At 37.5% G+C, this 11840-nt stretch carries 11 protein-coding genes and 1 tRNA gene; 10 read left to right on the top strand and 2 right to left on the bottom strand.

All coding sequences use genetic code 11. The features are described from left to right. Positions 1-12: 12 nt before the first annotated feature. From trpB to truB, 8 genes are all read left to right on the top strand, one after another. Positions 13-1206: a tryptophan synthase subunit beta gene (gene trpB, locus GYX25_RS05130; RefSeq protein ID WP_085247493.1), complete on the top strand. Its 1194-nt coding sequence runs from the start codon at positions 13-15 to the stop codon at positions 1204-1206. Then, positions 1203-2009 carry a tryptophan synthase subunit alpha gene (gene trpA, locus GYX25_RS05125; RefSeq protein ID WP_174786870.1) on the top strand — a complete coding sequence of 269 codons (807 nt, stop codon included), beginning with the start codon at positions 1203-1205 and terminating at the stop codon, positions 2007-2009. Before trpB ends, trpA begins: the two co-directional genes overlap by 4 nt. Positions 2010-2217: 208 nt before the next feature. Beyond that, positions 2218-2294, top strand: a tRNA-Met gene (locus GYX25_RS05120). Positions 2295-2482: 188 nt separating this feature from the next. Further along, positions 2483-2944: a ribosome maturation factor RimP gene (gene rimP / locus GYX25_RS05115; RefSeq protein WP_091345968.1), complete on the top strand. Its 462-nt coding sequence runs from the start codon at positions 2483-2485 to the stop codon at positions 2942-2944. A gap of 16 nt (positions 2945-2960) precedes the next feature. Next, positions 2961-4436, top strand: coding sequence for a transcription termination factor NusA (gene nusA, locus GYX25_RS05110; protein WP_091345966.1), 1476 nt, complete (start codon positions 2961-2963; stop codon positions 4434-4436). 17 nt (positions 4437-4453) lie between these two features. Beyond that, positions 4454-7090, top strand: a complete 2637-nt coding sequence (gene infB / locus GYX25_RS05105; RefSeq protein ID WP_091345964.1) for a translation initiation factor IF-2 — start codon at positions 4454-4456, stop codon at positions 7088-7090. 65 nt (positions 7091-7155) lie between these two features. Continuing rightward, on the top strand, positions 7156-7533 hold the full coding sequence (gene rbfA, locus GYX25_RS05100) for a 30S ribosome-binding factor RbfA (protein WP_065586528.1): 378 nt from the start codon (positions 7156-7158) through the stop codon (positions 7531-7533). 64 nt (positions 7534-7597) lie between these two features. Further along, the gene (gene truB / locus GYX25_RS05095; RefSeq protein WP_174786869.1) at positions 7598-8506 is read left to right on the top strand and encodes a tRNA pseudouridine(55) synthase TruB; all 909 of its coding nucleotides are present in this window, start codon (positions 7598-7600) and stop codon (positions 8504-8506) included. A gap of 410 nt (positions 8507-8916) precedes the next feature. Here the strand turns inward: truB and GYX25_RS05090 are convergent, their stop codons facing one another. Next, entirely contained in the window at positions 8917-9165 is a 249-nt protein-coding gene (locus GYX25_RS05090) for a hypothetical protein (protein WP_174786868.1), read from the bottom strand. Here GYX25_RS05090 and GYX25_RS05085 point away from each other — a divergent pair. Continuing rightward, positions 9164-9391, top strand: a complete 228-nt coding sequence (locus GYX25_RS05085; RefSeq protein ID WP_238785980.1) for a hypothetical protein — start codon at positions 9164-9166, stop codon at positions 9389-9391. The genes GYX25_RS05090 and GYX25_RS05085 overlap by 2 nt on opposite strands. Positions 9392-9460: 69 nt before the next feature. On the opposite strand, the gene GYX25_RS05080 is transcribed toward GYX25_RS05085, so the two are convergent. Next, on the bottom strand, positions 9461-10507 hold the full coding sequence (locus GYX25_RS05080) for a LacI family DNA-binding transcriptional regulator (protein WP_174786866.1): 1047 nt from the start codon (positions 10505-10507) through the stop codon (positions 9461-9463). 253 nt (positions 10508-10760) lie between these two features. Here GYX25_RS05080 and GYX25_RS05075 point away from each other — a divergent pair, with 253 nt between their 5' ends. Further along, positions 10761-11771: a hypothetical protein gene (locus tag GYX25_RS05075; RefSeq protein WP_174786865.1), complete on the top strand. Its 1011-nt coding sequence runs from the start codon at positions 10761-10763 to the stop codon at positions 11769-11771. The last annotated feature ends 69 nt before the right edge of the window (positions 11772-11840 follow it).

Here is an 11840-nt window from a genome sequence, read left to right as displayed (position 1 = left end):
AAAGGAATGGTTATGTCTAAATTAAACCCTTATTTTGGCGAATTTGGTGGGCAATATGTTCCCCAAATATTAATGCCTGTACTTGAGCAACTCGAGGACGCCTTTATTTCAGCTATCAACGATCCCAACTTTCAAAAAGAATTTAACGATTTATTAGTCAACTATGCAGGCAGACCAACGGCATTAACTTTATGCAAAAATCTAACTGCTGGCACAAAAACCAAGCTTTATTTAAAACGAGAAGATTTAGTCCATGGTGGTGCACACAAAACGAACCAAGTTTTAGGGCAAGCGTTACTTGCTAAAAGAATGGGCAAAACCGAAATTATCGCCGAAACAGGGGCAGGGCAACACGGTGTTGCTTCAGCGTTGGCTTGTGCACTACTTGGTTTAAAATGCCGAATTTATATGGGCGCAAAAGATGTTAAACGCCAAGCACCGAATGTGTTTAGAATGCGACTGATGGGGGCAACGGTGATCCCAGTTGAAACAGGTTCAGCCACGTTAAAAGATGCCTGTAACGAGGCATTACGTGATTGGTCTGGAAGCTATGAAAAAGCCCATTATATGCTTGGTACGGCAGCAGGCCCTCATCCATTCCCAACCATTGTGCGTGAATTTCAGCAAATGATCAGCCGTGAAGCAAAACAACAAATCCTTGAAAAAGAAGGGCGTTTGCCAGATGCGGTGATTGCTTGTGTTGGTGGTGGTTCAAATGCTATTGGTATGTTTGCTAATTTTATTGATGATAAATCGGTCAGATTAATTGGGGTTGAGCCTGGTGGTCATGGTATTGAATCCGGTGAACATGGAGCTTCGCTTAAACATGGTAAACTAGGTATCTATTTTGGGATGAAATCACCCATGATGCAAACAGATGAAGGTCAAATTGAAGAGTCTTATTCAATATCAGCTGGGCTTGATTTTCCATCAGTTGGTCCTCAGCATGCGTATTTAGATAGTATTGGTCGTGCTGATTATGTCTCCATTACCGATGATGAAGCGCTTGATGCCTTTAAGGCTTTATCGCGACATGAGGGCATTATTCCTGCGCTAGAGTCATCACATGCATTAGCCTATGCGATGAAAATGATCAAAGAAAATCCAACGAAAGAACAGCTATTAATTGTTAATCTATCGGGTCGTGGCGATAAAGATATTTTTACTGTTTATGATATTTTAAAAGCAAAAGGAGAAGTCGAATGAGCCGTTATAAAAAACTGTTTGCCACATTAACAGCCGAAAAACGAGGTGCCTTTGTTCCTTTTGTGCCGGTTGGCGATCCAACGCCAGAGTTGTCTTTTAACATTATTCAAACATTGATCGAATCTGGTGCCGATGCGTTAGAGTTAGGCATACCATTTTCAGACCCGATGGCCGATGGTCCAACTATCCAAAATGCTAATATTCGTGCATTTAAAGGCGGAATAACTGTTGAAAAGTGTTTTGAGATTCTAACTAATGTGAGAGCGCAACATGCTGATATTCCAATTGGGTTACTTATTTATGCTAATTTAGTGTTCAAAAATGGTATCGACAATTTTTATGCCAAGTGCGCCAAAGCGGGAGTTGATTCGGTATTGATTGCTGATTTACCTGTTGAATATGCACAAGAATTTACAGTTGCAGCGGAAAAATACAATATCGCACCCATTTTTATTTGTCCACCTAATGCTGATGATGAAGTCATTAAAAATATTGCTAAGTATGGTAAAGGTTATACCTATTTGGTATCTCGTGCCGGTGTTACGGGGGCTGAAAATCGCGCGAATAAACCACTTACTCATTTGTTAAAAAAATTAACTGAGTTTGGAGCGCCTCCTGCTCTACAAGGGTTTGGTATTTCCGAGCCAACTCAAGTTAGCGAAGCGATTAAATCAGGTGCGGCTGGGGCAATTAGTGGATCTGCAACTGTTAAAATTATTGAGGAAAATCTTAATAACCCAGAACAAATGCTTAGCCAGTTAGCAAATTTTGTTAAAACCATGAAAAAGGCAACTTATAAGTAATTTAACGCACTGAATTATCGGTACAAATAGTTGCATTGACACGTGAATTATTGTGCCGATATAAATTTATCGGTTATGCCTTGTATTATTATTAAACACGCTAGAATTAACGTGTAATGTTTTTTCACAATTTTAGGCATATGAATAAAACTACAGTGATTTGCAGTTGCATTTTATTCAAAATACCGTATAATTCTCACTCATCTATCGCGGGGTGGAGCAGCATGGTAGCTCGTCGGGCTCATAACCCGAAGGTCGTTGGTTCAAATCCAGCCCCCGCAACCACTTAAATTTTCATTCATACCAATCTATCCTGCTATTGTGTGAAAGTTCGAATGAAGTGGCTTCATTATAGTTAGTATTTAAATGTAAGCCTCGCATGTCGAGGTTTTTTTTGTGTTATGATTTAAACGTAAGTTTAAAAGAAATGTTGGGCTTTATGCCCTTTTTTATTTTTTGCAGTGGAGGTTTGTTTGGCTAATATAGAACAGCAATTAACCAACATTATCCAAGAGCCAGTTAATGCTCTTGGTTTTGAATTAGTCGGGGTTGAATATATTCGTGGTCGTTACCCTGTACTACGAGTCTATATCGATAGTGAAAATGGTATAACGGTTGATGATTGTGCTGATGTTAGCCGACAGATTAGTGCAGTACTGGATGTCGAAGACCCTATCAAAGATGCTTACAATCTTGAAGTTTCATCGCCAGGAATGGACAGGCCTTTGTTTACGCTTGAACATTACCTGCGTTTTGTTGGTGAAGAGGTCACAGTGAGTCTGCGTATTCCTGTTGCTAACCGTCGCAAATGGAAAGGACGAATTAAGTCTATCGATAGTGGGATGATTACATTAACTGTCGACGATAATGATGAAGTGTTTGCTTTTAGCAATATACAAAAAGCAAACATTGTACCTAATTTTAACCTTAAATAGAGTACGGATGTAAAGGATGAATAAAGAAATTTTAGCTGTTGTTGAAGCGGTATCAAACGAAAAAGCGCTTACGCGCGACAAAATTTTTGAAGCGTTAGAAACTGCATTAGCAACGGCCACTAAAAAGAAACATGCTGTTGATATTGATGTTGTTGTAAAAATTGACCATAAAACTGGCGATTATGATACCTTCCGTCGTTGGCTAGTTGTTAACGAAGTTACCCAACCAACGAAAGAAATTACATTAGATGCAGCACAATACGAAGATCCATCAGTGCAACTAGGCGATTATGTTGAAGAGCAAATTGAGTCAGTTGCTTTTGACCGTATCACCACGCAAACGGCTAAACAAGTTATTGTGCAAAAAGTGCGCGAAGCTGAACGTGCCATGGTGATTGACATGTTTAGACATCGTATTGGCGATATTGTGACAGGTATTGTCAAAAAGACTAATCGCGATAGTGTCATTCTTGACTTAGGCAACAATGCTGATGCCATGATGTCACGCCATGATATGTTACCGCGTGAAAATTTCCGTATTGGCGATCGTGTTCGAGGGATTTTATATCTTGTAGAACAGAATAATAAACCAGCACAACTTTGCATTAGCCGTTCGAACCCCGAAATGATGGAAGAACTATTCCGCATTGAAGTGCCTGAAATCGGTGAAGAGATGATCGACATCAAAGGCGCGGCTCGTGATCCGGGTTCACGTGCTAAAATTGCTGTTAGCAGTAATGACCGTCGTATTGACCCTGTTGGTGCTTGCGTTGGTATGCGTGGAGCGCGTGTACAAGCTGTATCGAATGAATTTGGTGGCGAACGTATTGATATTGTTTTATGGGACGATAACCCTGCACAATATGTAATCAATGCCATGGCACCTGCCGATGTGGTTTCGATCGTTGTTGATGAAGATAAACATACCATGGACGTAGCGGTAAATGCAGACACTTTACCACAAGCCATTGGTCGAAATGGTCAAAATATTCGTTTAGCGTCTCAACTTACTGGTTGGACATTAAATGTAATGAGTACCGAAGATTTGCAAGAAAAACACCATGCAGAATCTTTTGCAGCAATCAATAATCTAATTAAACATCTTGATATTGATGAAGGACTTGCACAGCTATTAGTTGAAGAAGGCTTTACCTCGCTTGAGGAACTTGCCTATGTACCTGTTGATGAATTACTTGAAATCGAAGATCTTGATGAAGAACTAGTTGAAGCATTAAGAAACCGAGCAAAAGATGCATTAACAACACTTGCACTAGCAAATAGTGGCGACAAACAACCTGCTCAAGATTTACTTAATCTGCCAGGTATGACACAAGAGTTAGCTTATCAATTAGTGCAACATGACATCATTACTTTGGAAGATTTAGCAGAACAAGGTACCGAAGATCTAGCCGATATTGAAGGCTTAACAAGCAAACAAGCTGGCGATTTTATTATGGCTGCACGTAATATTTGTTGGTTTGCAGATGAATAATTGAGGAAAAGTAATACATGACCAAAGTATCAATCGAAACACTGGCTCAAGAAATCAACACTCCAGTGCAAACACTTTTGCAACAGTTTGCCGATGCAGGTATGAATAAAACTGCGTCTGATACTGTGACACAAAAGGAAAAAGAAGCTTTGCTTGCCCACTTAAAACCTCAGCAAGGCCCAACAAAATTGACATTGCAACGTAAAACGCACTCAACCTTGAATGTGTCTAGCGGTGGTGGTAAAAGTAAAGAAATTAAAGTAGAAGTGCGTAAAAAACGCACTTTTGTTAAACGTGATCCAGCCGAAATTGCTGCTGAGCAAGAAAAGGCACGCCTTGAAGCTGAACAAAAAGCCAAAAAAGAGGCGGAAGAAAAAGAAAAATTAGCCGCACAAGAGGCGAAAAAACGCGAAGAAGCACAAGCTAAAAAACGTGCACAAGAAGAAAAAGCAAAAGCAGTGCAAGAACAATCCAACGATCCAAAAGTGAAAAAAGCACAAGAAGAAAAAGCACGATTAGAAGCAGAAGCGAACGAAATTAAACGTAAAGCTGAAGAAGAAAATCGTCGTAAACTAGAAGAAGACGCTAAACGCATGGCTGAAGAAGCGCGCAAATTAGCTGAACAATATAGTAATATCGACGAAAAAGACACTACCGAAGACGAAGATTACCATGTCACAACTTCTAAATATGCTCGTGCAGCTGAAGACGACACCGATCGTGAGGTTGAAAGCGCGCGTGGTCGAGGTCGGAGTGGTAAACAAACTAAGCAGAAAAAAGGTAGCAAATTATCCGAAGGGAAAGCTGAGCGTGAAGAAGCACGTGCAGTGACTCGTAGTGGTCATAAAAAGAAAGGTAAAAGTACATTACAGCAGGGCTTTAACAAACCAGTACAGGCAGTCAACCGTGACGTTGTGATTGGTGAAACCATCACTGTTGCTGAACTTGCTAACAAAATGGCAGTAAAAGGCTCTGAAGTTATCAAAACTATGATGAAAATGGGTGCGATGGCAACCATCAATCAGGTTATTGACCAAGAAACTGCGCAGCTTGTTGCTGAAGAAATGGGACATAAAGTGGTATTACGTCGTGAAAATGAGCTTGAAGAATCACTCATGAGCGACCGTGATACAGGTGCAGAAAAAGTTGCACGCGCTCCAGTTGTCACCATTATGGGACATGTTGACCATGGTAAAACCTCATTGCTTGATTATATCCGTAAAGCGAAGGTGGCATCAGGTGAAGCTGGTGGTATTACTCAGCACATCGGTGCTTATCATGTTAAAACCGCAAGCGGTGAAATTACATTCTTAGATACTCCGGGTCATGCGGCATTTACTTCAATGCGTGCGCGTGGTGCTAAAGCAACAGATATTGTGGTACTTGTAGTCGCTGCCGATGATGGTGTGATGCCACAAACCATTGAAGCAATTCAACATGCTAAAGCGGCAAATGTGCCAATTGTGGTTGCTGTGAACAAAATTGATAAACCAGAAGCTGATCCAGAGCGCGTAAAAGGTGAACTTGCTCAATATGGTGTAATGTCAGAAGATTGGGGTGGAGATACACAGTTTGTTCATGTTTCAGCAAAAGCGGGAACCGGTATTGATCAACTGCTTGAAGCTATTTTATTACAAGCGGAAGTGCTTGAGCTTACTGCATACGAAACCGGTATGGCAAGTGGTGTGGTTATTGAATCATTCCTTGACAAAGGTCGTGGTTCGGTAGCTACTGTTCTTGTGCAATCAGGTACACTGCGTAAAGGCGACATCGTTCTTTGTGGATTTGAATATGGACGTATTCGTGCAATGCGTAACGAACTTGGCAAAGAAGTGACAGAAGCGGGTCCATCAATACCAGTTGAAATCCTTGGTTTGTCTGGTGTGCCATCAGCAGGTGACGAAGCTACCGTTGTGCGTGATGAAAAGAAAGCACGTGAAGTTGCCCTTTATCGACAAGGTAAATTCCGTGATGTAAAACTCGCACGTCAACAAAAAGCGAAACTTGAAAACATGTTTACTAATATGACAGAAGGCGACGTTTCTGAGCTTAATATCGTATTAAAAGCGGATGTTCAAGGTTCGGCTGAAGCAATTTCTGATTCATTACTTAAACTGTCAACAGACGAAGTTAAAGTTAAAATTATTGGATCAGGTGTGGGTGGTATCACTGAAACTGATGCATCGCTTGCTGCAGCATCGAATGCGATTATTTTAGGTTTCAACGTTCGTGCCGATGCATCAGCACGTAAAGTGATCGAATCAGAAAACTTAGATCTACGTTACTATTCTGTTATTTATGACTTAATTGATGAAGTTAAACAAGCCATGAGTGGTATGCTTGCACCTGAGTACAAACAAGAGATTATTGGTCTTGCTGAAGTGCGTGATGTATTTAAATCACCTAAATTTGGTGCAATTGCTGGTTGTATGGTAACCGAAGGTGTGGTTAAACGTCACAACCCAATTCGTGTTCTACGTGATAATGTAGTTATCTATGAAGGAGAACTTGAATCATTACGTCGCTTTAAAGATGATGTTAACGAAGTCCGTAACGGAACCGAATGTGGTATTGGTGTGCGTAACTACAACGATGTTCGTGTTGGCGATACGATTGAAGTCTTTGAAACTATCGAAATCAAACGTACGATCTAATTACAACGTATTAATGTTATAAGCAAGGTTTAGCCTTGCTTATTCATTTTTTAAGGAAAATAGATATGGCAAAAGCATTTAATCGTTCATCTCGAGTTGGGCATGAATTACAAAAAGAAATTGCAATTATCTTACAACGAGAAATTAAAGATCCTCGTCTTGGCATGGTTACTGTTTCGGGTGTTGATATTTCGCGCGATCTTGCCTATGCTAAAGTGTTTGTCACTTTTTTAAATGACGATGATCCGCAAGTGATTGAACAAGGTTTAGCAGTACTTAATGATGCTAAAGGCTATATTCGCACTTTGATTGGCAAAGCGATGCGTTTGCGAATCATTCCTGAGATCAAATTCTTTTACGATGAGTCGCTCGTTAAAGGTATGCAAATGTCGAGCTTGGTGGCGGATGTTATCAAGCATGATAACGAGCGTCATAAAGATTAATATTAAAAATAGTCCTGAATTTTGTAAAAAATTTCAGATAACTATGCATTTCAGTATAAAATAAATGATGAATATAAAAAGAACTCGCCGTGATCTTCACGGCGTTTTGTTACTAGACAAACCACAAGGCATGACATCCAACGATGCTCTGCAAAAAGTTAAATGGCTATTTAATGCTAAAAAAGCGGGGCACACAGGGGCACTTGATCCATTAGCGACAGGTATGCTACCTATCTGTTTTGGTGAAGCGACCAAATTTTCACAGTATTTATTAGATTCAGATAAGCGCTACCGAGTGATTGCCAAACTTGGTGAACGTACGGATACCTCTGATGCGGATGGGCAAATTATTTGTACCAAACCTGTGGAAGTGAACGAATCGCAAATTAACCAAGCTTTAACGCATTTTCGAGGTAATATTTTACAAGTTCCAACCATGTTTTCGGCTTTAAAACATCAAGGAAAACCTCTTTACGAATATGCTCGCCAAGGTATCGTCATTGAACGTGAAGCTAGACCTATTACCGTTTACGAAAATCAATTTATTCAATTTGATGCTATAAAAAACGAATTAACCCTAGAAATACACTGCTCTAAAGGCACTTATATTCGCACAATTATTGATGATTTAGGCGAATTACTGGGTTGTGGGGCACATGTTATTTATTTAAGACGATTACAAGTATCTAATTATCCGATTGATAAAATGATCAGTTTAGATGCATTACAAAATAGGTTCGAAAAGGATGAACTGTTAATGCCTGTTGATAGCCCGTTACAAGAACGTCCAAAAATCACGCTGACTGATGCACAAGGTAAAGATATATTGTTAGGACGAACCATTGAACTTGAAAATACTACGCAAGTTGAAACCTTAGTGCGAATTTATCAAGGTCAGCTATTTATTGGTGCCGGTGTGATGCAAAGTAACAAATTATCGCCAAAACGCTTAATATCAACATTCATCAACTAATCTTGCGTGGTTTAAATCCCACTGTAAAAAAACAAGCAAATAGTACAGCAGAAATTGTGATTGTAAATTAGGTTCAGAAAATTCCTGCCTAAATTATCTTTTAATATAAAGACGATTTGGCACTCTGTTATTTTTACCAAAGCAAATTTACTACTTTTTGCTGTACTAGTTAAAAGGATAGTTACAACTCCCTTATCGTTATTTAGAAATTGATTTAGGAATCCAGCAAATTGCTAAAATACCAACAGTAAAAGTCAGTGTACTTGCAACGAAAATTGCGATCTTGCAGATCATAAATAGACTATGAAGATACAGCCACTGCAATTCATAAAGATAGCGGATAGAATTGTTGCTTCTTAGGGACTAAATAACACAAAACGAATTGAATTTGACTGAGTGCTATATATCCTCTATTCAAAAATAAAAAATACACTTATTCCTATTTTTCTTACAAAGACGGTCAGAAAAGGTATTGATTTTATTAATGTTTTTTGTGTTTCCTGTATCGGTAAAGGCGGATTTGTTATCATGGTTGGTAACAAAACATTTATAAGATATTGAATTTTCATGCCATATTTATGGCAAAACTCTTTAATAGGAATACTTGCTTCAACTTCTTTTAAAATAGATACGATTTGATGCTCTGTCATCTTTTTCATGTTTCAATCCTTTTTTACTTTTATCATAGAGAATTTTCTACTTTTGGGCTGTACTATTTTAGGGGGTAGTTACACTGCGGTAGCGAAAGGGGCGATTATTATCTGTAATAAAGAGGAACAAAAACAAGATATCAACGAATTAAGTTGTGATACTTGGCATGTCAATAACGAGCTCAAACATATCTTTAACCAAGAAAAAAAACAAGACATCATCGACCAAATGTAACTAGTAAGTGAACTTGGTGGTGAAACGTTGATTACAATAAGTTTAACAATAAATCATGCGGCTCAAACATTAATAAAACATTGATTCAGTGTTAATGATTGTACAGCGCTTAATGGGTTTTATTGTGTTTTCTATAAGCTCACACAGTAAAGCAGCCGATTTTTGGCCCATTTTAAACAATGGTTTATTTATTCTGCACAGGCTATCTAATTCATTGTATTTAAGTTCCTTAGAGGCACTAAAATACGATATTGTAAGTGGTTTAGTCAGTTTTGCTTTATTTTCATTGGCTTGGTGCAAGGCGCCCAGAACCATGCTATCGGGTAATTGGTGGTGTTGTTCTTTATAGTTATTTTTATTCAAGTAATTTAAACTAAAATGATCGGTACAAATAATCGCAGTAGGTGATTTTGTACTGTTTATTAGTTTATTTACCGCTGATCTAGCATGTTGATAGGTAAAGCAGCCGTGAATAATATATCGGGGTTCAATAGCAATACTGGCGCGCAGTAAAGCCTGTTTATAACCTTGTAGCAAAAGCATGGAGCTGGTTAGTGTTTCATTGTTAAGCAAAATGGCAATTTTGCTATGTGATTTATCAATCAAATATTTTGTTATTTGATGCCCAATTAATAAATGATCAAAGTGCACACAAACAAAATCAAGCGAAAAATGATTAACTAATACAATAGGTGGTAATGTATTCTTATAAGCAACCAACGTTTTTAAGTAGGGAGCATCATTAATAATGATAATTCCGTCAAAGGCATTTTGAGCAACATAACGAATAATATGATGGATATCACTTTTATTATTATAAGGAAACTGCAAATAAAACACTTGATACTGCTTTTCTTTTAGTTCTTGCTCTACACCAATATTGATTAAGCTCTTTGAAAAAAGTTGGTTATCAATAATTAATATCTTGCCGCTATTATGTATTGGTTTATAGGGTTTGAAATTTTTTGAGGTGTCCATATTTAATTCCTCAATAGCTTTATAAACGCGTAGTTGTATTTGAGAGGACGTTAAATGTGGTTTTTTTAACACTCTAGATACCGAAGCGACTGATGTGTTGGCTTTTTTGGCAATTGTTGATAGGGTGATTTTTGGCATATTAATAAATAAAATTAATTAAAATGGCTTATCACTTTACTGATATTGAGTTGTTTTGTAAGGGATCGAATTTTGTTTTGTCGATCTGTGTTCCAAAATATCTATCATAGGTATCTAAACCGCTTAAACGGATATGCTGTATCAAAAATATGGTATAAGTAATATAACCATGTTATATATAATGTGAAAAATATACTTGAATGAAAAAATAGAATGAAATGATTCTAACATGAGGTAGAAAAAGGAATTTGATATGAAACTGAAACTTTTATTGGGCGCAATTTTATTTATGTTTAGTTATTGTGTCTATGGTCAATTACTTGATATTAACTCTAAATATCGTGGTGAACCATTTTTTATGAGTGTTGATATGCATCAATTGCAACAAGATTGCGCTAGAAACGAAGATGAATATAATCAACTCGATAAAAAAGAAAAGATAAAATATGATAGCCGTTGTCCTCTCAACAATTTGAAATTTGATTTTAAACGGCTAGATAAATTAATTGATGAAGATCCTATTGCCTATAATGGTAATGATTTTCAACTAAAATTGAGCATTAGCCCAATTAATCCTAAGAATCAAAACGAAGAAGATTTACCTAATTTAGGGCGAGATATTACGTTATCTTTAATCAGCAAAAATCAGGTAATTGATAAGCTTTTTTTAGCAAATAATTCTTTTTCTAATAATCCTAATCTTTGGAATGGCTATCAGCATTACTATATTGCACCAAGTGGCGATATTTACACATTATTGTCAATAAAATCAGAGCCGATTGAGGATGAGTCTGGGACTTTTCCTACATTATGGAAGCATTACAATGTTGATACCAGTAATATGAGATTTGTGCTTAAAGAGATGCAAATCAATATGCCAGAAGCAACTTATCACATTATCTATCCTAACCAATTTAATACTAAATTTCACGAAGGCGCTGTTGAGTATGGTTTAACATTAGAAGAGTCAATTGCACTTTTTGATCAATCATCTAAGGATGGCTCTTCCGATTATAGTCTTGCATCTAGAGTTTATCATTATTATCAAGATCAGCTAAAAGAAAAAGTAAATCAGCTTGATAATAAAAAGCAACAACAAGATTCATTTACAGCATTAAAACAAAACATAAATAAAACGTGTTTAGCAACACCAGCTCCAATTCATGAGAGTGATATCGAACTTTATTTACATAAAGTACTTACTTGTTTAATTGAACAAGATCGACAAGCGATAAAACATGCGGAAGATGAGTTAGGTAGCTAGATGTTAATATAATAATCGAGTTAACTATAACTAAAAGCTTAGTATCAATAAAGCCATCTTGATGATGGC

It is taken from the genome of Gilliamella sp. ESL0254 (genome assembly GCF_013344985.1).
In the GTDB taxonomy this organism is placed as follows: Bacteria; Pseudomonadota; Gammaproteobacteria; order Enterobacterales; family Orbaceae; genus Gilliamella; species Gilliamella bombicola.
Note: the sequence above shows the minus strand (reverse complement) of the source record. Positions and strands in the feature narration are given on the sequence as shown.